This is a genomic window from Stenotrophomonas sp. 1337, assembly GCF_031455455.1.
GTDB classification, from domain to species: Bacteria; Pseudomonadota; Gammaproteobacteria; order Xanthomonadales; family Xanthomonadaceae; genus Stenotrophomonas; species Stenotrophomonas indicatrix.
On sequence record NZ_JAVDSR010000009.1, the window covers coordinates 1 to 24,050 of the forward strand.

21 protein-coding genes and 1 pseudogene are annotated in these 24,050 nt (G+C 66.3%); 18 read left to right on the forward strand and 4 right to left on the reverse strand.

The genetic code is table 11. The features are described 5' to 3' along the window. Positions 1-241 precede the first annotated feature (241 nt). The 6 genes from rsmD to J2X70_RS13355 all read left to right on the forward strand — a co-directional run bounded on the left by rsmD (position 242) and on the right by J2X70_RS13355 (position 5,072). Positions 242-820 (forward strand): 16S rRNA (guanine(966)-N(2))-methyltransferase RsmD, encoded by a 579-nt coding sequence (gene rsmD / locus J2X70_RS13330; protein WP_025878826.1) that lies wholly within the window; start codon positions 242-244, stop codon positions 818-820. A gap of 26 nt (positions 821-846) precedes the next feature. Next, entirely contained in the window at positions 847-1,356 is a 510-nt protein-coding gene (gene coaD, locus J2X70_RS13335) for a pantetheine-phosphate adenylyltransferase (RefSeq protein ID WP_008267036.1), read from the forward strand. Positions 1,357-1,434: 78 nt separating this feature from the next. Beyond that, entirely contained in the window at positions 1,435-1,926 is a 492-nt protein-coding gene (locus J2X70_RS13340; RefSeq protein ID WP_025878827.1) for a hypothetical protein, read from the forward strand. 132 nt (positions 1,927-2,058) lie between these two features. After that, positions 2,059-2,340: a YfhL family 4Fe-4S dicluster ferredoxin gene (locus J2X70_RS13345; protein WP_025878828.1), complete on the forward strand. Its 282-nt coding sequence runs from the start codon at positions 2,059-2,061 to the stop codon at positions 2,338-2,340. Beyond that, complete coding sequence (gene ggt, locus J2X70_RS13350; protein WP_309910714.1) at positions 2,337-4,064, forward strand: gamma-glutamyltransferase; 1,728 nt, start codon at positions 2,337-2,339, stop codon at positions 4,062-4,064. The genes J2X70_RS13345 and ggt overlap by 4 nt, the downstream gene beginning before the upstream one ends. Positions 4,065-4,184: 120 nt before the next feature. Then, positions 4,185-5,072, forward strand: coding sequence for an MBL fold metallo-hydrolase (locus tag J2X70_RS13355; RefSeq protein WP_025878830.1), 888 nt, complete (start codon positions 4,185-4,187; stop codon positions 5,070-5,072). Positions 5,073-5,420: 348 nt separating this feature from the next. On the opposite strand, the gene J2X70_RS13360 is transcribed toward J2X70_RS13355, so the two are convergent. Both J2X70_RS13360 and upp read right to left on the reverse strand, forming a co-directional pair. Next, complete coding sequence (locus tag J2X70_RS13360) at positions 5,421-5,714, reverse strand: PsiF family protein (RefSeq protein ID WP_309910716.1); 294 nt, start codon at positions 5,712-5,714, stop codon at positions 5,421-5,423. Between the two features lie 117 nt (positions 5,715-5,831). Then, on the reverse strand, positions 5,832-6,464 hold the full coding sequence (gene upp / locus J2X70_RS13365) for a uracil phosphoribosyltransferase (RefSeq protein WP_025878832.1): 633 nt from the start codon (positions 6,462-6,464) through the stop codon (positions 5,832-5,834). 153 nt (positions 6,465-6,617) lie between these two features. On the opposite strand from upp, the gene J2X70_RS13370 reads away from it, so the two are divergent. The 4 genes and pseudogenes from J2X70_RS13370 to J2X70_RS13385 all read left to right on the forward strand — a co-directional run. Beyond that, positions 6,618-9,176 (forward strand): TonB-dependent receptor, encoded by a 2,559-nt coding sequence (locus J2X70_RS13370; protein ID WP_309910718.1) that lies wholly within the window; start codon positions 6,618-6,620, stop codon positions 9,174-9,176. Beyond that, complete coding sequence (locus J2X70_RS13375; protein ID WP_309910720.1) at positions 9,176-10,294, forward strand: phytase; 1,119 nt, start codon at positions 9,176-9,178, stop codon at positions 10,292-10,294. The genes J2X70_RS13370 and J2X70_RS13375 overlap by 1 nt, the downstream gene beginning before the upstream one ends. Positions 10,295-10,347: 53 nt before the next feature. Then, positions 10,348-11,655: a metallophosphoesterase family protein gene (locus J2X70_RS13380; RefSeq protein ID WP_309910868.1), complete on the forward strand. Its 1,308-nt coding sequence runs from the start codon at positions 10,348-10,350 to the stop codon at positions 11,653-11,655. Between the two features lie 10 nt (positions 11,656-11,665). After that, positions 11,666-11,800 (forward strand): annotated as a pseudogene (locus J2X70_RS13385) (inorganic diphosphatase); the annotation flags it as partial. A 105-nt stretch (positions 11,801-11,905) separates the two neighbouring features. Here the strand turns inward: J2X70_RS13385 and J2X70_RS13390 are convergent. Continuing rightward, the gene (locus J2X70_RS13390; RefSeq protein WP_309910722.1) at positions 11,906-12,487 is read right to left on the reverse strand and encodes a hypothetical protein; all 582 of its coding nucleotides are present in this window, start codon (positions 12,485-12,487) and stop codon (positions 11,906-11,908) included. Positions 12,488-12,599: 112 nt separating this feature from the next. On the opposite strand from J2X70_RS13390, the gene J2X70_RS13395 reads away from it, so the two are divergent. Together J2X70_RS13395 and J2X70_RS13400 are read left to right on the forward strand one after the other, a co-directional pair. Further along, positions 12,600-14,015, forward strand: coding sequence for a deoxyribodipyrimidine photo-lyase (locus J2X70_RS13395; RefSeq protein WP_309910725.1), 1,416 nt, complete (start codon positions 12,600-12,602; stop codon positions 14,013-14,015). Between the two features lie 141 nt (positions 14,016-14,156). Then, a complete protein-coding gene (locus J2X70_RS13400) occupies positions 14,157-14,852 on the forward strand; it encodes an OmpA family protein (RefSeq protein WP_025878838.1) in 696 nt (231 codons plus the stop codon). A gap of 181 nt (positions 14,853-15,033) precedes the next feature. Here J2X70_RS13400 and J2X70_RS13405 read toward each other — a convergent pair whose 3' ends face one another. Beyond that, the gene (locus tag J2X70_RS13405; protein ID WP_025878839.1) at positions 15,034-16,065 is read right to left on the reverse strand and encodes a LysR family transcriptional regulator; all 1,032 of its coding nucleotides are present in this window, start codon (positions 16,063-16,065) and stop codon (positions 15,034-15,036) included. 147 nt (positions 16,066-16,212) lie between these two features. On the opposite strand from J2X70_RS13405, the gene J2X70_RS13410 reads away from it, so the two are divergent. The 6 genes from J2X70_RS13410 to J2X70_RS13435 all read left to right on the forward strand — a co-directional run bounded on the left by J2X70_RS13410 (position 16,213) and on the right by J2X70_RS13435 (position 24,036). Next, positions 16,213-16,440: a hypothetical protein gene (locus tag J2X70_RS13410; RefSeq protein WP_025878840.1), complete on the forward strand. Its 228-nt coding sequence runs from the start codon at positions 16,213-16,215 to the stop codon at positions 16,438-16,440. Next, on the forward strand, positions 16,437-17,207 hold the full coding sequence (locus J2X70_RS13415; protein ID WP_025878841.1) for an SDR family NAD(P)-dependent oxidoreductase: 771 nt from the start codon (positions 16,437-16,439) through the stop codon (positions 17,205-17,207). Before J2X70_RS13410 ends, J2X70_RS13415 begins: the two co-directional genes overlap by 4 nt. A gap of 91 nt (positions 17,208-17,298) precedes the next feature. Then, a complete protein-coding gene (locus tag J2X70_RS13420; RefSeq protein WP_025878842.1) occupies positions 17,299-18,522 on the forward strand; it encodes an efflux RND transporter periplasmic adaptor subunit in 1,224 nt (407 codons plus the stop codon). A 127-nt stretch (positions 18,523-18,649) separates the two neighbouring features. Beyond that, entirely contained in the window at positions 18,650-21,820 is a 3,171-nt protein-coding gene (locus J2X70_RS13425) for a multidrug efflux RND transporter permease subunit (protein ID WP_025878843.1), read from the forward strand. A 63-nt stretch (positions 21,821-21,883) separates the two neighbouring features. Then, entirely contained in the window at positions 21,884-22,621 is a 738-nt protein-coding gene (locus tag J2X70_RS13430) for an SDR family oxidoreductase (protein WP_025878844.1), read from the forward strand. After that, entirely contained in the window at positions 22,615-24,036 is a 1,422-nt protein-coding gene (locus J2X70_RS13435) for an efflux transporter outer membrane subunit (RefSeq protein WP_025878845.1), read from the forward strand. The genes J2X70_RS13430 and J2X70_RS13435 overlap by 7 nt, the downstream gene beginning before the upstream one ends. Positions 24,037-24,050 lie beyond the last annotated feature (14 nt).

Genomic DNA, 24,050 nt, shown 5'->3' on the forward strand with positions numbered 1-24,050 from the left:
CGGTCGAAGGCGGGGTGGGTCCGGTTGCGGGGGCGTGAGCGCCATGGATGGCGCGACCGAGCCTCCATGGACGGATTTACGGCGGCCCCCGCAACCGGACCCACCCCGCCAACCCGCAGGAAGCCAGCTTTTGACGTTGCTTCGGCCGTTGCTTCGGCCTCTGCGGGTGCCGGGCGCAGCCCGGCCGAACTACAATCCCGCTCATGCTGAAATTCTCGAATGAACCTCGCCAGGGGCGCTTGTGAGCGGCCGCGGTGGCAACGAAGGCCAGGTGCGCATCATCGGTGGGCGCTGGCGCAATACCCGACTGCCGGTTCCGACCCTGCCGGGCCTGCGGCCCAGCAGCGACCGCGTGCGTGAGACCCTGTTCAACTGGTTGATGCCCAAGCTGGGCGGGGCGCGCGTGCTGGACCTGTTCGCCGGCAGCGGCGCGCTTGGGCTGGAGGCGGTCTCGCGGGGGGCCGCGCATGCCACCCTGGTCGAGCGCGACCCGCAGCTCGCGCGCAACCTGTCGGCGGCGGTGACCAGACTGCAGGCGGGTGACGTCGTGACGGTCGCTCAGGCCGATGCACTGCGCTGGCTGCAGGCCGCGCCGGCACAGCAGGCGGATCTGGTGTTCATCGACCCGCCGTTCGCCGATGGCCTGTGGCAGGACGTGCTGGCCCAGCTGCCGCGGCACCTGGCCGCCGATGCCTGGCTGTACCTGGAATCGCCGGCCAGCCACGTGCCGGTGCTGCCCCCGGAATGGCTGCTGCACCGCGATGGCGGCACCCGCGAGGTGCGCTTTGCCCTGTACCGCCGCGCCGCTGCTACACTTTGACCTCATCTGAACATCTGCTACCGCCCATGACCGTGGCCAACCGCCGCATCGCCGTCTATCCCGGCACGTTCGACCCCATCACCAATGGTCATATCGACCTGGTGAGCCGGGCCGCGCCGCTGTTTGAAAAGGTCGTGGTGGGCGTGGCGCAGAGCCCCTCGAAGGGACCGGCCCTGCCGCTGGAACAGCGCGTGCAGCTGGCGCGTGGCGCCCTGGGCCACCACAGCAACGTCGAGGTCATCGGCTTCGATACGCTGCTGGCCCATTTTGTGCGTTCGGTGCAGGGCGGTGTGCTGCTGCGCGGGCTGCGCGCGGTGTCCGACTTCGAGTACGAATTCCAGATGGCGAGCATGAACCGCCACCTGATTCCGGAGGTCGAGACCCTGTTCCTGACCCCCGCCGAGCAGCACAGCTTCATCTCGTCCTCGCTGGTCCGCGAGATCGCACGCCTGGGTGGCGATGTGTCCGGCTTCGTGCCGGCCGCCGTGCTCGAGGCGCTGCGCAAGGTCCGCGAAGCGAAGTCGGCCCAGTCGTAAGCCCTGGCCAGCAGTAGATCCTGTAGCACCACGCATTCCATTACGCACACCAACACGCAACATTCCGGGAGGAAACCCATGAACAACACCATGCGCGCGATGCTGATCGCTTCGTTTGCCCTGGCTTTCACCGCCTGCAAGAAGGAAGAAGCCGCTCCGGTCGACGAAGCCAAGCAGGCGCTGGTCGCGCCGGCCAAGGAAGACGACGCAGGCTGGAAGAAGTACCTGCAGGAAGTGGCCATCCAGAACATGGGCAACATCACCAACAGCCCGTTCCTGTACTACCTGTCGCCGGAATCGGATCCGGACTTCCAGGCCAAGTACGAGCGCCAGACCGAAAGCGCGACCCAGGCCGTGGCCCGTGGCGTGCAGCCGGGCAACATGCTGGCCTTCGGTTCGTCGGCCTCGGGCAAGATGGCTGACATGATCCAGACCGTGTTCAAGGATGTCTCGCCGGATTCGATGAAGGGCGTGCGCGTCGTCTTCATCGGCCAGTCCGCCGACAACGCCCGCGTGCAGGCCGTGGTCCAGCCGACCGGTGCCGAGTACATTTTCGTCGAAGCCAAGTAAGACCGAGCCGAGGCGGTCGTGCTTCGGCACGGCCCGGGCGGCGCCCTGCGATGGGCGCCGCTGATGACCTGACCGGCCCGCGCGCCCGCGCAGGCCGGTCCTTGTCCCAAGGCGCGGGCGTGGAGTATCGCCATGTCGCTGAAAATCAATGAGCTCTGCGTCAACTGCGACGTATGCGAGCCGGCCTGCCCGAACCAGGCCATCACGATGGGTGAAACCATCTACGTGATCGACCCCGCCCGCTGTACCGAGTGCGTGGGCCATTTCGACGAACCGCAGTGCGTGGTCGTCTGCCCGGTCGAATGCATCGACCCCGATCCGGACATCGTCGAAACCGAAATCGAGCTGCTGGCCAAGTTGCGCCAACTGCAGCACGATCATCCCGAACTCTATGCGGAGCCCCCATCCGAATGAAGTCGTTCGCCCGCCCCCTGTTGCTGCTCGGCCTGCTGCTGAGTTCCGTCGCCTGGGCTGATGCCCCGGTCCGTGCCGAGCGCCCCGATGGCGCGGCCATCGCCAGCGGTCACGCCCTGGCCACCCAGGCCGGTGTCGACATCCTGGCCCAGGGCGGCAACGCCTTCGACGCGGCGGTGGCGGTGTCCTCCACACTGGCAGTGGTCGAGCCGATCAGCTCCGGTCTTGGTGGCGGCGGCTTCTTCCTGCTGCATGATGCGGCTACCGGCAAGGACGTGATGCTGGACGCGCGCGAGACCGCGCCGGCCGCGGCCACGCCGCAGGCCTTCCTCGACAAGAAGGGTGACCTGGACCGCGACCGCTCGGTCAACGGCCCGTGGTCTGCCGGCATTCCGGGCCTGCCGGCGGCGCTGGTCGAACTGTCGGCCAAGCACGGCAAGCTGCCGCTGGCGGCATCGTTGCAGCCGGCGATCCGCATCGCGCGTGAAGGCTTCCCGGTGTACGACCGCATGGCCAAGGGCTATGCCTCGCGCCGTGAAGTGATGGAGCGTTATCCCGGTACGCGCGAGGTCTACCTGCGCAATGGCAAGCCGATCGCCACCGGTGACCTGTTCAAGCAGCCGGAACTGGCGCAGACCCTGGAGCGCCTGGCGGCCGGTGGCTTCGACGGCTTCTACAAAGGCCAGACCGGCAAGCTGCTGCTGGCCGGCGTGAAGCAGGCGGGCGGCAAGTGGACCGCCGAAGAGCTTGCCGGCTACCGCGTCAAGCAGCGTGCGCCGATCGTCTTCAACTACAACGGCTGGAAGATCACCACCGCACCGCCGCCGTCCTCCGGTGGCATCGCCCTGGCCAGCATGCTGCAGATCCTGGAAGGCTGGGACATCAAGCAGATGGATGCCGCGCACCGCACCCATCTGGTGGTCGAGTCGATGCGTCGTGCCTACCGTGACCGCACCTTCTTCCTCGGCGATCCGGATTTCGTGCAGATCCCGCAGAAGGTGCTGGCCAGCAAGGATTACGCGCAGGGCCTGCGCGCAACCATCCACCCGGAAAAGGCGACCCCCAGCGACCTGCTGTCGGGCAACCCGACGCCGCTGGAGGATGACGAGACCACCCACTTCTCGATCATCGACCGTGATGGCAACCGTGTCGGTGCCACCCAGACCGTCAACCTGCTGTACGGCTCGGGGTTGATTCCGAAGGGCACCGGCGTGCTGCTGAACAACGAGATGGACGACTTCGCGCTGAAGCCGGGAACGCCCAATGCCTTTGGCGTGATGGGCTACGCGGCCAACGCGCCGAAGCCGGGCAAGCGCATGCTCAGCTCGATGACGCCCACCTTCATGGAAAACGACGACAAGGTGATCGTGCTGGGCACGCCCGGTGGCAGCCGCATCATCACCATGGTGCTGCTGGGTATCCTGGGCTACGACGCTGGCCTGGATGCGCAGCAGGTCGCCGCGCTGCCGCGCTACCACCACCAGTGGCTGCCGGACCTGATCGAAGCGGAAAGCAATGCTTTCGACGCTGGCACCATCAAGCAGCTGCAGGCGATGGGCCACAAGATCGACCTGCCGGGCGAGGTCGCTGCCGGCGGCCGCGGCTCCAGCCACGTGTGGGGCAACCTGCAGACGGTGGAGTGGGACCGCAAGGCCAACAAACTGTTTGGCGGCAGTGACCCGCGCAACCCGGTCGGCAGTGCCCAGATTGAGCCGGCTCCCTGATCCGGCGGCAGCGCCGGGCCATGCCCGGCGGACGCAAACCTGGGAACCCCGCCCGCAACGGCGGGGTTTTTCATTTTCCCACTAGCGATTATTTAACGAGCGGCCACCGATAATTGCGTCATGAAACTATGGTCGATCCGCGGTAATACCCAACGCCTGGATGGCGGTGCAATGTTCGGCAACGCGCCGCGCGCGTTGTGGGAAAAGTGGGCAGCACCGGATGAGCTCAACCGCATCGAGCTGGCCTGTCGTGCGTTGTTGGCGAGCCCGCTGGAAGGCAAGACGGTGCTGTTCGAAACCGGCATCGGTGCGTTCTTCGAGCCGCGCATGCGCGAGCGCTATGGCGTGCAGGAAAGCCAGCATGTGCTGATCGATTCGCTGCGCGAAGCCGGCTTCGAGCACGAAGACATCGACGTGGTGGTGCTCAGCCATCTGCACTTCGACCATGCCGGCGGCCTGTTGGCCGCGTGGCACGAAGGCCGTGAACCGGAACTGCTGTTCCCCAATGCGACGTACGTGGTCGGGGCGCAGCATTGGCAGCGCGCGCTGCAGCCGCACCCGCGCGATCGCGCCAGCTTCATTCCAGAACTGCCGGGCCTGCTGCAGGCCAGTGGCCGCCTGGAAGTGGTGGACGGCGAGTATTCGAAGGTGCTGGGCCACAGCGTGCGTTTCAGTTACAGCGACGGGCACACGCCGGGGCTGATGCTGGCCGAGATCGTCGGGCAGGCACGCGCAGGCGAGGGGGCGCATGGCGGCGTGGTGTTCTGCGCCGATCTGATTCCGGGTCGCTCGTGGGTGCACGTGCCGATCACCATGGGGTACGACCGCAACGCCGAGCTGCTGATCGACGAGAAGCGACAGTTCCTGGAAGACAAGCTGGCGCGCAACGTGCATCTGTTCTTCACCCATGATCCGCAGGTGGCGCTGGCGCAGGTCGGGCGGGATGAGAAGGGACGTTTCGTGACGCTGCATGAGCAGGGCGAACTGAAGGCGCGCGCGCTGGGGTGAGGTTGGCCGGCAGGGCTGCGCCCTGCACCTGCTGTAGTGCCGGCCGCTGGCCGGCAACCTCAACAGCAACAGCGGGCTATCCGTGGGGTGGCGGGGCGGTGTCGGATTGCGGGGACGCCGCAAGTACGTCCTTGTAGGCTTGGCAGCCGCATCCATGCGGCTGACACCCCGCAATCCGACACCGCCCCGCCTTCGACAGATTTCCGGTGACGGATGGGACACCCGTTGGATCTTTCGGGGTCGGATCCCGTTGCTGTGCAACGGGCTCTGACCCCATTCGACGGACAGGTTCCAAATGACTGTCAGTAGATCCACGCCATGCGTGGATGGGGCCTTTCTTCGCTGTTTTTACGATGCCTTGAGGCAGCTGCTCATGAAGGTCTTGCGGGCGTCGCCGGCGAGCTTTTGGGTGGCGGCGTCTGCGTTGCACTTCTTCATGCGCTCCTGCGGCGTGGCAGGGGTTGCCGGTGCGGCTGCGTGCGAACTCAGGCATGCGCTCTGCGCGGACTTGTAGGCGTCGCCTTTCAGCCCTTTGTTCTTTGCCGAACAGTCGGCCATGCGCTGCTGCTGTGGGGTGGCTGCGTTGGCGGCAAACGGTAGGCCGACCAGCAGGGCGGCGGCGAGCAGCAAAGAGGCTTTCATGGTGGCTCCAGGGCAGGGCGGGTGCGCGGAGCATTCGCCCGTTGCCGCAAAGCCGGCGTGAAGGTGCCTGGAGCAGGTGGAGCACTTCCTTTCGAAAGCGCTCCGACCCGGTCGATCTCAGCCCACGCGGGTACCGAAGATGCGGTCGCCGGCATCACCCAGGCCCGGCAGGATGTAGCCCTTGTCATTGAGCTGCGCGTCGATCGCGGCGGTGTAGATCTCCACGTCCGGGTGCACGGCCTTCACCGCTTCGATGCCCTCCGGCGCGGCAACCAGGAAGATGCCCTTGATCCGGCGGGCGCCGGCGCGCTTGAGCATGTCGATGGTGGCGATCAGGGTGCCGCCGGTGGCCAGCATCGGGTCGAGGATCAGCGCGTCGCGCTCTTCCAGGCGGCCGGTCAGGCGCTCGAAGTAGGGCACCGGCTGCAGGGTTTCCTCATCGCGCTGCAGGCCGACCACGCTGACACGGGCGGCCGGAATCAGCGACAGCACGCCGCTGAGCATGCCCAGGCCGGCGCGCAGGATCGGCACCACGGTGATCTTGGCGCCGGCGATGCGCTGCACGGTGACCGGGCCGGACCAGCCCGGCAGGGTGTGCGGCTCGGTTTCCAGGTCGGCGGTGGCCTCGTAGGCCAGCAGCGTGCCCAGTTCGTTGGCCAGTTCGCGGAAATCCTTGGTGCTGAGCGCGGCGTTGCGCATCAGGCCGATCTTGTGCTGCACCAGCGGGTGGCGCACTTCGACGATCTTCATGGGAGGGTCTGGCAGAAGGGGAGGCCCCCATTTTAAGCGGAATGCGCGGTGGTGCCGAGCCGGGTCCGGCAGGCCAGGCTTCACCGGTGTCATGCCCATGCAACCTGCCGGACATACCGTGCTGACCCAATCTTTACACCGTTGGGGATAGCTGTGCAGAAGAAGAATACGTTGGGCCTGGCAATCAGCCTCTCGCTGCTGGTGACGGCCAGCCCGTCGGTGCTGGCGGCCGAAAACGCTGCCGCTGCCGTGGCAGGGGGTGCCGCCGCAGCGACCGATCTGGAGCGCATCGAAGTGCGTGCACAGCTGGAATCGCAGGTACGCGCCGTCGACCTGAAGCGCAGCAGCGATGCCATCGAAGACGCCGTGTCTTCAGACGCACTGGGCCAGTACCCGGACAAGAACGTGGCCGAGTCGCTGCAGCGCCTGCCGGGCATCAGCGTGACCCGCGACCAGGGTGAAGGCCGGTTCGTGGTGGTGCGTGGCCTGGATGCCAACCTCAACAGCGTCAGCGTCGACGGCATCGCCATCGGCACCCCGGAAGATTCCAGCCGCGCGGCGCCGCTGGATGTGATTCCGTCCGATTCGACCGAGCGCCTGCGCGTGGTCAAGTCGCCCACCCCGGACATGCCGGGCGACGCCATCGGTGGCGCGATCCTGGTTGAATCGGCCTCGGCCTTCGATCGTGACGGCCGCAGCCTGCGTGGCAAGATCGAAGCCAGCCACCAGCAGCTGTCCGGCGAAACCAGCCCGAAGGCGGCCTTCAACTACAGCGAAGTGTTCAACGACACCTTCGGCGTCGCGCTGGGCGTGAACTACCAGAAGCGCACGTTCGAATCGGACAACACCGAAGTGGAGTACGACGGCGAAGACGATGCCGCACCGGGCGACGTCACCGCGATCAACCTGCAGCACCGCAAGTACGAAATCGAGCGCAAGCGCATCGGCGCCAACCTCAACCTGGACTGGCGCCCGAACGAGGACAGCAAGTACTACCTGCGTGCGCTGTACAGCCAGTTCGATGATGCCGAAACCCGCCAGCGGGTGATCTTCAACTTCGATGACGCGAAGATGGTGAAGACCGGTACCGACCAGTACCGGTTGGACGGCATGCCGAAGGATTCCATCGACAAGCGCATGCGCTACCGCACCAAGGAAGAGAACACCTTTGCGGCCAGCCTGGGCGGCGAGAACACGCTGACCAACGCCGTGGTCGATTACAAGGTTGGTTTCACCCGCACCGAAGAGCGGGTGAACGATGAAATGGAGGCGCGCTTCAAGCTCAACGGCAAGGCCTTCAACGGTACGCTGGACCAGAGCAGTCGAATGCCCAGCTACAGCTTCGACAATCCGCAGTGGCTGGACAACGCGAACTACGCGTTCGACCGCTTCGTGATTTCACCCAAGCAGGTGAACGACAAGGAGCAAAGCGCACAGGTCAACGTCCGCTTCGACGGCGACAGCGGCAGCATCAAGTTCGGCCTGCTGGGGCGCTGGCGCGACCGCGACGTCAACGTCGACGAAAGCGAACTGCGCGTCGGCCCGAAGGTTGCCCTGTCCAGCTGGACCACCGGCTCCCCGGATCACCGCCACGGCACCCTGGGTGACGGCATGGATTCGGACGCGATGCGCGCGTACTGGGCGGCCAACCGTGGCCAGTTCAGTGCTCGCCCGCAGGATGCCGGCGCCAACGCGATGACCTCGCTGGAAGAGGACTACACCGCCAGTGAAGACATCTTCGCCAGCTACGCCATGGGGACCTGGGATGTCGGTGCGCTGCGCATCATCGGTGGCGTGCGTGTGGAGAACACGCGCTTCAGGGCCGAAGGCAACCAGGTCGATGTGGCGGCCAACGGCCGCAGCTACACCGTAACCCCGCGCGTGGCCAACAGCAGCTATACCAACGTACTGCCGGGCCTGCACCTGCGCTATGACGCGGCCGATGACTGGGTGCTGCGCGCCTCGGCCAACAAGACCGTTTCGCGCCCGTCCTTCGGCGATATCTCGCCGCGCGTCGGCTACAGCCGCGGCGACGAGGAAGTGCGCCTGGGCAATCCTGAGCTGGACCCGTACGAGTCGAAGAACATCGACCTGTCGGTGGAGAAGTACCTCGGCAGCACCGGCATCGTTTCGCTCGGTCTGTTCCACAAGTCCATCGACGGCTATATCGTCGAGACGGTGCGCACCAATGATCCGGCCTATGGTGGTTTCGACGTGACCCAGCCGATCAATGGCCGCAAAGCCACCGTGCGTGGTGCGGAGCTGAACTGGCAGCAGCAGCTGGCCTTCCTGCCCGCCGGCCTGGACGGCCTGCTGGTGGGCGCCAGCGGCACCTGGCTGGATACCGGATTCGACGCTGGCATCGAGGATCGCGCCGGTGAGGATTTCACCCTGCCGCGTGCCTCCAAGCACGTTTACAGCGCCCACATCGGCTATGAAAAGTACGGCCTGAGCACCCGTCTGGCGGCGGTGTACCGCAGCGAGTACCTGGACAGCATCGGCAAGGGCCGTGCGTTCGACATCTACGTCGCGCCCAACACCCAGCTCGACTTCTCGCTGGACTACAAGTTCAACGCGAACGTGAGCGTGTACTTTGAAGCGCAGAACCTGCTGGACAAGCCGTTGGAGCTGTACCAGGGCACGCGCTCGCGCACCCTGCAGATGGAAGAGTATGGCCGCACCTACGCCGTGGGCCTGAAGGTGGCCCTGTGATGGCGCGTTGCATGACCCTGATGGCGGCCTCGCTGGCAGCCGTTCTTGCCGCCGGCTGCACGCCGGCCGCGGACAAGGCGCCGGCAGCGGCTGCAGCGACCGGCGCTGTGGCACCGGTCGAGCGCAACGTGGCGACCATCGCCGAGGCCTTCCTGACCCTGATGACCCCGGCCGACAACATCGATTCGCCCGCGTCCTGGCAGACCCCGGATGGCAAGACCTGGCTGATCGCCACGGCCAAGGCCACCGACAAGCTGGTGGTCTACGATGGCAGCAACGGCCAGCACCTGCGCGACGTCGGCAGCACCGGCACCGGCCTGGGCCAGTTCGATCGTCCCAACGGCATCGCGGTGATCGATGACCTGCTGTGGATCGTCGAGCGCGACAACCACCGTGTGCAGGTGCTTTCGCTGCCGGACTTCACTCCGTTGGCCACCTTCGGTGCCGACGATCTGCGCAAGCCCTACGGCCTGTGGGTGGACCGCCGTGCCGATGGCTACAGCGTCTACGTCACCGACTCCTGGGACAACGGCGAGGACGCACAGGGCAAGGACATCCTGCCGCCGCTGGCTGAGCTGGACAAGCGCGTGCGCCAGTACCACGTGTCCCGCGATGGCACGAAGGTGCAGGCAACACTGTCGGCCAGCATCGGTGATACCAGCGAAGCCGGCGCGTTGCGTGTGGTCGAATCGATCTGGGGGGATCCGGCCAATGATCGCCTGCTGATCGCCGAAGAGGACGAAAGCTACGCCAGCGAATTCAAGGTCTACACCCTGGCGGGGCGCTTCACCGGCACCACCTTCGGCCGCGACGTGTTCAAGGCGCAGGCCGAAGGCGTGATGCTGCGCACCTGCGGCAAGGACGGCTGGTGGATCACCACCGAGCAGGGCAAGCAGCGCAGCGTGTTCCATCTGTTCGACCGCCATACGCTGAAGCCGGTGGGTGCGTTCCAGGGCAATACCGTAGCCAACACCGATGGCATCTGGATGATGCAGCAGCCGACGCCACGGTTCCCGCACGGTGCCCTGTATGCGGTGCACGATGACCAGGGTGTGGTGGCCTTCGACTGGGAGAGCATCGCCAAGCAGTTGGCCCTGCCGCTGGAGTGTGGCTCGTGAGCGCGCGTTTGGTGCGCTTGCTTGCGATCGGGCTGCTGCTGGCATTGCCATCGATGGCGATGGCTGCGGCCGAGCCCAATACGCAGGTGCCGTCGGGCAGCCGCTACTACGCGGCCACACCGGTGCCGGACCGCATCGTTGCCTCTCCATCGGTCGACCCCAGCCACGGCTTCGCAGTGGCCTGGCGCACCGATGGCAGCGTGCAGTCGCCGCTGCTGGAAATCGCACGGGCCGACGATTCGCCGGCCATCGAGGGCATCGTCCAGGTGCGCGCGAAGACCCAGGTGCTGCAGACCGAGAACGGCTTTTCGCATCATCATCGCGCCGACATCGATGGTTTGCAGCCGGACACCCTGTATGTCTACCGCGTACAGGGCAATGGCAGCTGGAGCGCGTGGAACCAGCTGCGTACGCTGGCCGCTGCCGACCAGCCGCTGACCCTGCTGTATTTCGGCGATACCCAGAACAAGAACGTCAGCCATGTAAGCCGCGTGGTGCGGGCTGCACAGAAGGCCGCGCCGGATGCACGGATCAGTCTGTTTGCCGGCGACCTGGTCAGCGGTGGCGACAACATGGACGACAGCGAATGGGGCGAATGGTTCGCCGCCACCAGCTGGCTGGCACAGGAGACGCTGGTGGCGCCGGCGATCGGCAACCACGAGTACTTCGAGGAATTCGAGGACACGCCACAGGAGCGCCGTGTGCTGGGCCGCCATTGGCCGGTGACCTTCGCCCTGCCGGGCAACGGTGCCAGCGCGGCGGCGGGTACCAGCTACTGGTTCGACGCACAGGGCGTGCGCGTGGCCGTGGTCGATGGCACCTCGGCGCTGGATCTGGGTACCGCCAAGGCGCAGGCACAGTGGTTGGACAAGGTGCTGGCCGGCAACCGGCAGCCGTGGACGATCGTGCTGCTGCACCAGCCGTTCTATTCGCCGCGCGAGGGCCGCGAGAATGCTGCCCTGCGCAAGGTGCTGCTGCCGGTGGTGCGCCGTCACAAGGTGGATCTGGTACTGCAGGGGCATGACCATACCTACGGCCGTCGCGGCGAAGGGCAGGCGGCAACACCGCAGTACGTTGTGACAGTGGCTGGACCGAAACAGTACCGCCTGTCGGACGAAGCACGCAGGACGATGGACCCTGTGGGCGAAGATACTCAGCTGTTCCAGGTGTTGCGCATCGATCCGCAGCGCCTTCGCTACGAGGCCCGCACGGTGACCGGGCGCCTGTACGACGCCTTCGAGCTGAAGCGCGATGACAATGGCGGCAAGCAACGGGTGGAGCAGCAGGAGGGACGGATCGCGCCGCGTGACTGCGCGCGTGCCCAGACCGCCAAGGGCCGCACCGACCGGTGCTGGGAGTGAGGAACGACCGATGAGCACGCGCCCGCGCCTCGTTCCGATGGCTGCCATTGCCGTTGCCCTGCTGCTGGTGGTGGGCGCGGTGGTTGCTGCCGATACCGTACTGCACCCGTTCCTGGCCGCTCAGCCGGAGCAGGTGCCGCAGGAAAGAACGACGGACGGGTGATCAGCGAAGCGATGCAGCAGTCCAGAAGTGGATCCATGCCACGCGTGGATTGAACCTTTCCGTGCACCATCCGCGCATGGCGTGGCTCTACTGCATCGCGTCCAGGAACAGTTCTGCTTCATCCGTGCTGCCCAGCACCACAGCGACAGCGCGCAACGCCGCGTCGCGATGAACCGGACGGATCCCGCCATCATCGTCATCGCTGTACAGATCCTCGTCGGCATCGAGGTAAACGCTGCCGGCCGCAGCCAACGCGGACATCAGGGTCGGCACGTCGGCGGTGAAGTCATCGGCGTCCCAGTGGCCCGCGCCATGACGGGCGAACAGTACGCGACCATCGTCGATGTCGAGGATGAGGGGATCGGCGCCACGGTCGGCGATCACCAGCCACTGCGCCGGCCAGTCGCTGATCGGTTCGCCATCGTTGCCGTTCCAGCGATAGCCTGCCTGGTAGGCCCACAGGCGCTGCAAGGGCGGTATCCACACCTCAAGGCCTGGAATGGTGATGCCGCAGGGGCCTTTTGCAGGATTGAATACCTCGCCGAACGGGCCGACGCGTGCGTAGAATCCGGCCAGCACGTCCGGCAGCGGGAACGGCCCCTGCCACGCGTCGGCGGATTGCGGCTGCAGGGGGCCGAAGCGGGCAAACGTGGCGCGAAGATCATCCATGACGTGGGCCGGGCGGAAGCGGAAGAGCGCGCAGCCTAGCAGAGCCGGTCGCACGCATCGCCTTCACCGTCACTGGCTATCATGGCCGCCCAGCAACTGAGAGGCAGTGCACGTGTCGGTAGCGTTGGTATGGTTCCGTCGGGACCTGCGGTTGCAGGACAATCCGGCGCTGCAGGCGGCGCTGGAAGCGGGCCACGATGTGGTGCCGGTGTACATCCACGCGCCGCACGAAGAGGGCGAGTGGGCGCCGGGCGCGGCCTCCAATGCATGGCGCCATCGTTCGCTGGCAGCGCTGGATGCCGGCCTGCGTGCACGGGGTTCATCGCTGGTGCTGCGTGCCGGTGACAGCCTGCCGGCCCTGCAGGCGTTGATCGAGCAGACCGGCGCTGAAGCGGTGTACTGGAACCGCAAGTACGAACCGGCGACGCAACCGCGCGATGCCGCCATCAAACGCACGCTGCGCGAGCAGGGCATCGATGCGCAGAGCAGCAACGGCAGCCTGCTGTTCGAGCCCTGGGACATCGCCACCCAGCAGGGGCAGCCCTACAAGGTATTCACTCCGTACTGGCGCAACGTACTCAGCCACTGGCGTTTGCCCGCCTTGCGGGCCACACCGGAGACGCTGCCGGCGCACACGGTCGACAGCCTTGCGCTGGATACGCTGCAGCTGGCGCCCACGCTTCACTGGGATACCGGGTTCTGGGAACACTGGCAGCCGGGCGAGACCGGTGCGCTCGAGGCGTTGTCCGTGTTCGAGGATGGTGCGCTGCGCGGCTATCGCGAGCAGCGCGACCTGCCGGATCGGGTCGGTACCTCGCGGCTGTCGCCGCACCTGCATTTCGGCGAAATCGCGCCGTGGCGCATCGCCCACGCGCTGGAAGGCCTGCGCAGTGCCGGCACCGATGCCGACATCGACGGCTACCTGCGCCAGCTCGGTTGGCGTGATTTCGCCTACCACCTGCTGCACCACTTCCCGAACACGCCCACCGACAACCTCAATCCACGCTTCGATCGCTTCCCGTGGTCCAACCCCAGTGCTGCCCAGCTGCACGACTGGCAGCGCGGCAACACCGGTGTGCCCATCGTTGATGCTGGCCTGCGCGAGCTCTGGCATACCGGCTACATGCACAACCGGGTGCGGATGATCGTTGCCAGCTACCTGTGCAAGCACCTGCGTGCGCATTGGCTGCACGGCGCGCGCTGGTTCTGGGACACGCTGGTGGATGCGGACCTGGCCAACAACACGATGGGGTGGCAGTGGGTGGCCGGCACCGGTGCCGACGCGGCTCCCTATTTCCGGGTATTCAATCCGGTTACACAGGCCGAGAAATTCGATCCACAGGCGCGCTACATCAGCCGCTGGGTGCCTGAGCTGGCGGCGCTGCCGGTGAAGGCACGGTTCGCTCCATGGCAGCACCCGCAGCTGTTGGCCGAACTCTCGCCCGGCTACCCGCGCACGCCGCTGGTGGACCTGGCGGCTGGCCGGGATGCCGCTCTGGCCGCCTACCGTCAGTCGGCGGCGGGGTAAAGCGCTGGCTGAGCGGTCCAGACAGCTAGCTGAACACGTCCCTGTCGACCGGTGTGATCATCATCCCGACATCGCGTCCGGCTGTTTATCCTCGTTGCCGCCCGCAAGCCGCCGGCCCGACCGGAAACCAAGGAGAACACCATGATCCGCAACACCACCCGCAACGTCGCACTGGCCCTGATGAGTGCGGCCGTCCTGTCGGCCTGCGCCACCGGCGGCTCCTATGTGCAGAGTGATCCGTACGGCAACCCGACCGAGCAGCAGAACCGCACCGGTCGCAATGCCCTGATCGGTACCGCCATCGGCGTGGCCGCGGGCCTGCTGTCCGGCGACAGCGCGACCGAGCGTCGCCAGCATGCGCTGATCGGCGCGGGCATCGGCGCACTCAGTGGCGCCGCGGTGGGCCAGTACCAGGATCGCCAGGAGCGCGCGCTGCGCGAGCGCACCGCCAACACCGGCATCGACGTCGAGCGCCAGGGCGACAACATCATGCTGAACCTGCCCGACGGCATCACCTTCGACTTCGGCAAGTCGGCACTGAAGCCGCAGTTCTACGGCTCGCTCAATGGCGTTGCCGGCACCCTGCGTGACTACAACCAGACCATGATCGAAGTGGTCGGCCACACCGACAGCATCGGCAGCGACGCGGTCAACAACCGCCTGTCCAAGGAGCGTGCTGATTCGGTGGCGCAGTACCTGATCGGCCAGGGCGTGCAGAGCGTGCGCATCGAAACCCTGGGCGCGGGCAAGGCCTACCCGATCGCTGACAACAGCACCGATGCCGGCCGTGCCAAGAACCGCCGCGTCGAGATCCGCGTGATTCCTCTCAAGCAATAACGCGCAGCGTTATTGCTGTTCCGGCGCAGCCGGAACGAAAATGCCGCCCTAGCAGGCGGCATTTTCTGTAGGTGCCGAGTGTGCTCGGCACGCCGATAGCCCATGTGGAAAGCCGCGCCGACCAAGGTCGGCATCTACCAGAGGCGACCCAGGGGCAGGGTACAGGCGGCATCGCTGCAGCTTACGCCGCCGAAGCAGCCACCTTCTCCAGGATCCGCTTGCCGCTGCTCGCCAGCGCCGCTTCTTCCTGTTCCTGCTGCTGCCGCGCCAGCTTCGCACCGGGGCACTGCGCCAGCATGTAGTTGGCATCGAAGTTGAGCTTCTCCACCAGGAAATCGACGAACGCGCGCACCTTCGGCGACACCAGCCGGCCACCGGCGAACACCGCGTTGAAATCCACTTCCGGGCCGGTCCAGCCGGCCAGAACCCGGCGCACCATGCCCGACTCGACGAACGGCTTGGCCATCACGTCGCCGGTCAGCAGCAGACCTTCGCCACACACCAGCGCGCCATTCAGCGCAGACATGTCGTTGGCCGTCATCAGCGGCGTCACCGGGAAGTCGCGCAGCTCACCACCGTTCTCGCCCAGCTGCCAGGTGAAGCGTGGCGAATTGCCGGTGTGGTACGGCTTGCGCATGGCCAGGATGCGGTGGAACTGCAGCTCTTCCGGATGCAGCGGCTCGCCGTAGCGCTCGATGTAGGCCGGGCTGGCGAACACCTGCGTGCGCAGGCTGCCGAGCTTGCGCGCCACCAGGTTGGAATCGGGCAGGGCACCTACGCGCAGGGCAAGATCGGCCTCACCGGCGATCAGGTCCAGCTTCTCGTTGCCCATGTGCATGTCCAGGCGGATTTCCGGGTACTGCGCATGGAACTGGCCCAGCAGCGGTGCGATCCAGGTGATGCCGATCGAATAGGGCACGGTGAAGCGCAACCATCCGCGTGGACCGGACTGCAGCTGGCTGACCGCGCTTTCGGCTTCTTCAAGTTCGCGCGCGATGCGCTGGCAATGCTCGTGATAGATCGAACCGGCTTCGGTGAGGCCGAGGCGGCGCGTGGTCCGGTGCAGCAGGCGCGCACCCAGGCGCGTCTCAAGTTCCTGCACTTTGCGGCTGACCGTGGTCTTGGGCAGGCCGAGCGATTTGGCAGCCGCGATGAAGCTGCCTTGCTCGACCACTTTGACGAAGATCAGCGTCTCGTTGAGATCGTGGGACATGGTCAGGGATCCTGGACGTCGGGGATGGGGCAATCGTGACAGAACGATTGGACCGGGGACGGGATGATTATTCCCCTTAATCAGGACTAATCAAGTAGGGGTTTGAGGTCTATCGTGGCGCCATTCGCTAATTGGAGCCCGTCCGCCATGAGCCTGCGCAACATTCTTGCCCGCTTCCGGATTGCCGGCCAGAACGCCCTGGACCTGGCAATGACCGTTGAATCCCGTCCCAGCTCCTTGGTTAACAAGGATTTTCGGGAGTTTACCGCACCCATGCGTCAGCAGCGTGGCGGTGCCTTGCACCTTGCCTCGCACAAGGGTGACCGACTGCGCCGAATCGGGACTATCCCGGATTTGGGAGGAAATGTCCCGTGAATGGGATTCTGACGCCCGAGGTCCTGGTTCTCGGCGGCACCGGTGCCGTGGGCCAGGGTGTGGTCGGCGCATTGCTGGAGGCCGGCAGCCCCGTGCTGGTGGTCGGCCGCGATCCCGGCCGCCTGGCGGCGTTGCACGAGCAGTTCGCTGATGAGCCGGGCCTGCAGACGATGCTGGGCTCGCTCAGCGACGACAGTTCGGCACGTGCGCTGGCCGAACGCGTGGCGCAGCGCCCGCGCCCGCTGGCAGCGGTGGTTGCCGCGATGGGCGGCCCGTACAACCGTGGCCGCGTGGTCGAGCGTGGCGGTGACGCCCTGTCGGCGGCATTGCAGGCGGACCTGATGCCGCATGTGCACGCAGTGCACCACCTGCTGCCGCTGCTGCAGGACAACGTGCACGCCCGCCGCTACGTGATGATCGGCAGCCCGGCCGGGCTCAAGCCCTGGGCAGGCTATGGCGAGACCTCGATCACCACCGCCGCGCTGCGCATGTACGCGCAGGTGGTACACCAGGAAGCGCAGGCCGTAGGCGTACGCGCGCAGATGCTGGAAGTGTGCAGTCCGGTCTGCACGCCGGCCAACGCTGCCAACGCCTGTATTGAATGGCCGAGTTCACTGCTGGTCGGTCGCCGCGTGGTGTCCCTGCTCGACGGGTGCCGCGACAACCGCGCAATCGTCCGTTGCGACAGCAGTGATGCCGAACTGCCACGCGGCCTGCTGCACCTGGAAATACCGCCGCTGTGGCGCGACACCGCAGGCGTTGCTTGACCTCGACTTTGGTTGAGGTCGCAGGATACGCCGCCGAAAGTTGATAGCAATTCTCAAATAGCTGTACCACCCCTCCGTACGGATGCATGCCATGACTTCCCCCAATACCACTCCACATCGTTTCGGTCATCGCATCGCGATGGCTGGCGTGTCGATCCTCGCTGCCGCCGTCCTGGCGGCCTGCAGCGGTGGCCATGCCGAAGAAGCCGGCGCGCCGCCCCCGCCGCAGGTCTCAGCTGCCCCCGTGCTGCTCAAGCAGGTCAGCCAGTGGGATGAATTCAGCGGTCGCGTCGAGGCCGTGCAGAGCGTCGAGCTGCGCCCGCGCGTGTCCGGCTACATCGACAAGGTCAACTACGTTGAAGGCGAAGAAGTGAAGAAGGGCGCTGTCCTGTTCACCATCGATGCCCGCAGCTACCAGGCCGAGTACGATCGCGCCAACGCCGAACTGGCCCGTGCGCGCACCCAGGCGGTGCTGGCCCGCAGCGAGTCCGAGCGTGCCAAGCGCCTGGCCGAACAGCAGGCGATTTCCACCGAGACCGCCGAACAGCGTCGTGCGGCCGCCGACCAGTCCGGTGCGGCGGTGCAGGCTGCGCAGGCCGCGGTGGATGCCGCCCGCCTCAACCTGGAGTTCACCAAGGTGCGTGCGCCGATCGACGGCCGTGCCGGCCGGGCGATGGTCACCGCCGGCAACCTGGTCACCGCCGGCGACAGCGCCAGCGTGCTGACCACGCTGGTCTCGCTGGATACGGTGTTCGTGTACTTCGATGCCGACGAAAGCACCTTCCTGCGCTACGCGCAGATGGCACGCAAGGGCGAGCGCCCGAGCGAGCGCGACAGCGAGCTGCCGGTGAAGATCGGCCTGTCCGGTGAAGAAGGCTACCCGCACTCGGGCAAGGTCGACTTCCTCGACAACCAGGTGACCCGCAGCACCGGCACCATCCGCGTCCGCGCACTGCTGGACAACGCCGATCGCCAGTTCACCCCGGGCCTGTTCGCCCGCGTGCAGCTGCTCGGCAGCGGCCAGTTCCAGGCCATGCTGATCGACGACAAGGCCGTGCTGACCGACCAGGACCGCAAGTACGTCTATGTGGTCGACAAGGATGGCAAGGCCCAGCGCCGTGACATCCGCCTCGGCCGCACCGCCGAAGGCCTGCGCATCGTCGAGCAGGGCCTGGCCGCCGGTGACAAGGTGATCATCGATGGCGTGCAGAAGGTCTTCATGCCCGGTATGCCGGTGCAGGCGAAGGCGGTGGCGATGCAGCCCACCGCTGCGCCGGCGCCGGGTCGCGATGCAACTGCCGCACTGAACCACTGATCCGCCGGCTCCTGATCCGCGTCCCCGCTTAGCTGCCGGTGCCAGCGGCAGCCGTCACTGCCTTCGCCAGATTGGCGAGGGGCAGGGCGGCTGTTGCCCGCCGACGGCCTTTTCCAGGAATTCTTCCATGGACTTTTCCCGTTTCTTCATCGACAGGCCGATCTTCGCGGCGGTGCTGTCGATCGTGATCTTCGCCGCAGGCCTGATCTCGATTCCGATGCTGCCCATTGGTGAGTACCCCGAAGTGGTGCCGCCGTCGGTGGTCGTACGCACGGTCTACCCGGGCGCCAACCCGAAGGTGATCGCCGAAACCGTGGCCACCCCGCTGGAGGAGGCCATCAACGGCGTTGAGGGCATGATCTACCTCAAGTCGGTGGCCGGTTCCGACGGCGTGCTGCAGATGACCATCACCTTCCGCCCGGGCACCGACCCGGACGAAGCGGCGGTGAAGGTGCAGAACCGTGTCGCCCAGGCCCAGGCGCGACTGCCCGAGGACGTGCGCCGGCAAGGCGTGACCACCCAGAAGCAGTCGCCCACCTTCCTGATGGTGGTGCACCTGACCTCGCCCAACGGCAAGTACGACACCCTGTACCTGCGCAACTACGCCCGCCTGCACGTCAAGGATGCGCTGGCACGTATCCAGGGCGTGGGCGACGCACAGATCTTCGGCGGTGGTGACTACGCCATGCGCGCCTGGCTGGACCCGGACAAGGTGGCCGCGCGCGGCCTGACCGCCAGCGACGTGGTGCGCGCCATGCGCGAGCAGAACGTGCAGGTCTCGGCCGGCCAGCTCGGCGCCGAGCCGATGCCCAACAGCCAGTTCCTGACCCTGATCAATGCCCAGGGCCGCCTGCGCAGCGAGCAGGAGTTCGGCGACATCGTGCTCAAGAGCGGCACCGACGGTGAAGTGGTGCGGCTGGCGGACGTGGCCCGGGTCGAACTGGGTGCCGGTGACTACACGCTGCGCTCGCAGCTGGACGGCAAGAACGCGGTGGGTATCGGTATCTTCCAGGCCCCCGGCGCCAATGCGCTGGAGATCCGCGATGCGGTGATGGCCAGCATGGACGAAATGCAGAAGACCATGCCGGCCGACGTGAAGTACGAAGCGGTGTATGACACCACCATCTTCGTGCGCGACTCGATCAAGGCCGTGGTCTCCACCCTGCTGGAAGCCATCGCGCTGGTGGTGCTGGTGGTGATCCTGTTCCTGCAGACCTGGCGTGCTTCGATCATCCCGCTCATCGCGGTGCCGGTGTCGATCGTCGGTACGTTCGGCGCGCTGTACCTGCTGGGCTTCTCGATCAACACGCTGAGCCTGTTCGGCCTGGTGCTGGCGATCGGCATCGTGGTCGATGACGCGATCGTGGTGGTGGAAAACGTTGAGCGCAACATCGAAGAAGGCTTGACCCCGCTGGCCGCTGCGCATCAGGCGATGCGCGAAGTGTCCGGGCCGATCATCGCCATCGCGCTGGTGCTGTGTGCGGTGTTCGTGCCGATGGCGTTCCTGTCGGGCGTCACCGGTCAGTTCTACAAGCAGTTCGCGGTCACCATCGCCATCTCCACGGTGATCTCGGCGATCAACTCGCTGACCCTGTCGCCGGCCCTGGCGGCCCGCCTGCTCAAGCCGCATGGCGCGCCGAAGGATGCCCCGACCCGCATCATCGACCGTCTGTTCGGCTGGGTGTTCCGTCCGTTCAACCGCTTCTTCAAGTCCAGCTCTGAAAAGTACGAGCGTGGCGTGTCGAAGATCCTCGGTCGTCGTGGTGCGGTGTTCGTGGTGTATGCGGTGCTGCTGGTCGGTACCGGCTTCATCTTCAAGCTGGTGCCGCCGGGCTTCATTCCGACCCAGGACAAGCTGTACCTGATCGCCGGCGTGAAGCTGCCGGAGGGTTCGTCGATCGCGCGTACCGATGAAATGCTGCGCAAGGTCGCCAAGATCGCCCAGGAAACCGACGGTGTGGCTCACACCATTTCGTTCCCGGGCCTGAATGCCCTGCAGTTCACCAACACGCCCAACACCGGTGTTGCGTTCATTCCGCTCAAGCCGTTCAGTGAGCGCCATGGCCGCACCGCGGCGCAGATCAATGCGGAGATCAACCAGAAGATCGCAGGCCTGCAGGAAGGGTTCGCCTTCGCCATGATGCCGCCGCCGATCCTCGGCCTCGGTAACGGCAACGGCTACCAGATGTTCATCCAGGACCGTGGCAACCTCGGCTATGGCGCATTGCAGAACGCGGTGCAGTCGATGCAGGGTGCGGTTGCACAGACCCCGGGCATGGCCTTCCCGATCACCAGCTACCAGGCCAACGTGCCGCAGCTGGATGCCGAGGTGGACCGTGTCAAGGCGAAGGCCCAGGGCGTACAGCTGACCGAGTTGTTCGATACGCTGCAGACCTACCTGGGTTCGGCCTACGTCAACGACTTCAACCAGTTCGGACGTACCTGGCAGGTGATCGCGCAGGCCGATGGCCAGTTCCGTGACAGCGTCGAAGACATCGGCAAGCTGCGGACCCGCAACGACCGTGGCGAGATGGTGCCGATCGGCTCGATGGTCACCGTCAAGGAAACCTACGGTCCGGACCCGGTGCTGCGCTTCAACGGCTACCCGGCCGCTGACCTGGCCGGTGAAGCCGACCCGCGTGTGCTGTCCTCGGCCGAAGCGATGAACAACCTCACCGCCATCGCCGCCAAGGTGCTGCCGGTGGGCATGGCTACCGAATGGACCGACCTGAGCTACCAGCAGGCGACCCAGGGCAAGGCGGCCTTCATCGTGTTCCCGGTGGCGATCATGCTGGCCTTCCTGGTGCTGGCCGCGCTGTACGAAAGCTGGTCGCTGCCGCTGGCGGTGATCCTGATCGTGCCGATGACCCTGCTGTCCGCGCTGTTCGGCGTGTGGATGACCGGCGGCGACAACAACGTGTTCGTGCAGGTCGGCCTGGTGGTGCTGATGGGCCTGGCGTGCAAGAACGCGATCCTGATCGTCGAGTTCGCCAGAGAGCTGGAAATGGGCGGCAAGGGCATCGTCGAAGCGGCACTGGAAGCCTGCCGCCTGCGTCTGCGCCCGATCGTGATGACCTCCATCGCCTTCATCGCCGGCACCGTGCCGCTGGTGCTGTCGCATGGCGCTGGCGCCGAAGTGCGCTCGGTGACCGGCATCACGGTGTTCGCCGGCATGCTGGGCGTGACCCTGTTCGGCCTGTTCCTGACCCCGGTGTTCTACGTGGCACTGCGCAAGTTCGTCACCCGCAACGGTGGTGGCCAGCTGGTGCAGCACGGCGAGCCGACCATCCATCACTGACATGGAAAACAGCGGCGCCGGCAATCACCGGCGCCCGCTTCCCCCTACCAAGGCAACGAATCCATGAACACCCATCAGAACAAGATCGCGCTGGTCACCGGCGCAACCCGCGGCATCGGCCTGGAAACCGTGCGCCAGCTGGCACAGGCCGGCGTGCACACGCTGCTGGCCGGGCGCAAGCGCGAAACCGCAGTGGAACTGGCGTTGAAGCTGCAGGCCGAGGGCCTGCCGGTGGAAGCGCTGCAGCTGGACGTCAATGATGGCGCCAGCATCGCCGAGGCGGTCGAGCAGGTGCGTCAGCGCCATGGTCGTCTGGACATCCTCGTCAACAACGCCGGCATCATGATCGAGAACCCAGCGCAACTGCCGTCGGAGCAGTCGCTGGACACCTGGCGTCGCACGTTCGAGACCAACGTGTATGCGCTGGTGGCGGTGACCCAGGCCTTCCTGCCGCTGATCAAGCAGGCCAAGTCCGGCCGCATCGTCAACGTCTCCAGCATGCTCGGCTCGCAGACCCTGCATGCCGATCCGACCTCGGGCATCTACGACTTCAAGATCCCGGCCTACAACGCGTCCAAGGCCGCGGTGAACAGCTGGACCCTGGCCCTGGCCCATGAACTGCGCAGTACGCCGATCAAGGTCAACACCGTGCACCCCGGTTACGTGAAAACCGATATGAACGGTGGCAACGGCGAGATCGAAATCGCCGAGGGCGCGCGTTCCAGCGTGCAGATGGCGCTGATCGGCGAGTCTGGCGCCAGCGGCAGCTTCACCTACCTGGGCGAGGTGCTGCCATGGTGATCCGCACCCTGGCGATGGCCGTCTCCAGCCTGGTGCTGGCGGGCTGTGTCAGCGTCGGCCCCAACTACAAGGCACCGGTGCAGGAGCCCGTCGTCCTGCAGGGTGCACAGCAGCCGGTCTTCAGCACCACCTCGCCGGTGGCCAGCTGGTGGGCGCAGTTCGATGACCCGGTGCTTGAAGAACTGGTGCACGGCGCGCTGTCGGACAACCTGGACCTGCGCGTGGCTGTCGCCCGTGTCAGCCAGGCCCGTGCCGTGTTTGTCGAGAGCCGCTTCGACCAGGCGCCACACGTTACCGCTGGCGGCAGCTACGACCGCCGCAAGCAACCCGATCCGCAGCTGGGTGGGCAGCGGGTGTTCAGTGAAAGCTACCAGCTCGGCTTCGATGCGGGCTGGGAGCTGGATCTGTTCGGCCGCAAGCGCCGAGCTGCAGAGGCTGCGCGTGCCGACCTGGACGCCGAGCAGGCCAACCTTGCCGACGCGCAGGTGCTGATCGCTGCCGAAGTGGCACGCAACTACTTCGAACTGCGTGGCACCCAGAAGCGCATCGCGGTGGCCCAGCGCACCCTGGTCAACCTGCGCGATACGCAGCGGCTGACCGAGGCGCGCTGGGAACTGGGTGCCGGCAGCGAGCTGGACGTGCAGAGCAGCCGCGCACGGTTGAAGGCCATTGAGGCCGACATCCCCCTGTTGGAAGTGGCCGAGACGCAGTCGCGCAACCGGTTGGCTGTCCTGCTTGGCCAGCGCCCGGAAGTGCTGACCGCCATGCTGGCGCCGCACGAAGTGCCGGCGTTTGCCAAGGCACTGCCGCTGGGTGACACCCGCGAACTGCTGCGCCAGCGTGCCGACGTGCGCGTGGCCGAGCGTCGCCTGGCTGCCGCCACCGCGCGTGTCGGCGTGGCCACGGCCGATCTGTTCCCGCGGTTGTCGCTGTCCGGCTTCGTCGGCTTCCTTGGCGGCGATGCCAGTGGCCTGGTCAACGGCAACAACAAGGCCTGGTCGCTGACCCCGTCGTTGAGCTGGGCGGCATTCGACTTCGGTACGGTCAAGGCACGCCTGCGTGCCAGCAAGGCCGAGGCCGAGGGCGTGGCCGCGCAGTACGAACAGGCGGTGCTGCTGGCGCTGGAGGACACCGAAAACGCGTTGACCCGCTACTCCAAGCAGCAGGCACGGTTGGCCATCGTGGTCGAGCAGGCGCAGGCGGCGCGGCGTGCCGAATCGCTGGCGCAGATCCGCTACCGCGAAGGGTCGGAGGACTTCCTGACCCTGCTGGACGCGCAGCGCACGCAGCTGGTGGCCGATGATGCACTGGCGGCCGCCGAATCAGAGGTCAATGTCAGTGTGGTGGGTGTGTACAAGGCACTCGGTGGCTGGGGCCAGTCACCGCAGGCGCCGAGCGTGGCGCAGGCGCGCTGATCGACAGGGGACGG

Coding starts and splice junctions, on each gene's coding strand:
- ggt (WP_309910714.1), top strand. CDS start 2,337: ATGAAGTCGTTCGCCCGCCCCCTGTTGCTGCTCGGCCTGCTGCTGAGT.
- J2X70_RS13390 (WP_309910722.1), bottom strand. CDS start 12,487: ATGGATGATCTTCGCGCCACGTTTGCCCGCTTCGGCCCCCTGCAGCCG.
- J2X70_RS13400 (WP_025878838.1), top strand. CDS start 14,157: ATGATCCGCAACACCACCCGCAACGTCGCACTGGCCCTGATGAGTGCG.
- J2X70_RS13345 (WP_025878828.1), top strand. CDS start 2,059: ATGTCGCTGAAAATCAATGAGCTCTGCGTCAACTGCGACGTATGCGAG.
- J2X70_RS13435 (WP_025878845.1), top strand. CDS start 22,615: ATGGTGATCCGCACCCTGGCGATGGCCGTCTCCAGCCTGGTGCTGGCG.
- J2X70_RS13410 (WP_025878840.1), top strand. CDS start 16,213: ATGAGCCTGCGCAACATTCTTGCCCGCTTCCGGATTGCCGGCCAGAAC.
- J2X70_RS13360 (WP_309910716.1), bottom strand. CDS start 5,714: ATGAAAGCCTCTTTGCTGCTCGCCGCCGCCCTGCTGGTCGGCCTACCG.
- coaD (WP_008267036.1), top strand. CDS start 847: ATGACCGTGGCCAACCGCCGCATCGCCGTCTATCCCGGCACGTTCGAC.
- J2X70_RS13355 (WP_025878830.1), top strand. CDS start 4,185: ATGAAACTATGGTCGATCCGCGGTAATACCCAACGCCTGGATGGCGGT.
- J2X70_RS13430 (WP_025878844.1), top strand. CDS start 21,884: ATGAACACCCATCAGAACAAGATCGCGCTGGTCACCGGCGCAACCCGC.
- J2X70_RS13375 (WP_309910720.1), top strand. CDS start 9,176: ATGGCGCGTTGCATGACCCTGATGGCGGCCTCGCTGGCAGCCGTTCTT.
- J2X70_RS13425 (WP_025878843.1), top strand. CDS start 18,650: ATGGACTTTTCCCGTTTCTTCATCGACAGGCCGATCTTCGCGGCGGTG.
- J2X70_RS13420 (WP_025878842.1), top strand. CDS start 17,299: ATGACTTCCCCCAATACCACTCCACATCGTTTCGGTCATCGCATCGCG.
- upp (WP_025878832.1), bottom strand. CDS start 6,464: ATGAAGATCGTCGAAGTGCGCCACCCGCTGGTGCAGCACAAGATCGGC.
- J2X70_RS13405 (WP_025878839.1), bottom strand. CDS start 16,065: ATGTCCCACGATCTCAACGAGACGCTGATCTTCGTCAAAGTGGTCGAG.
- J2X70_RS13340 (WP_025878827.1), top strand. CDS start 1,435: ATGAACAACACCATGCGCGCGATGCTGATCGCTTCGTTTGCCCTGGCT.
- J2X70_RS13380 (WP_309910868.1), top strand. CDS start 10,348: ATGGCGATGGCTGCGGCCGAGCCCAATACGCAGGTGCCGTCGGGCAGC.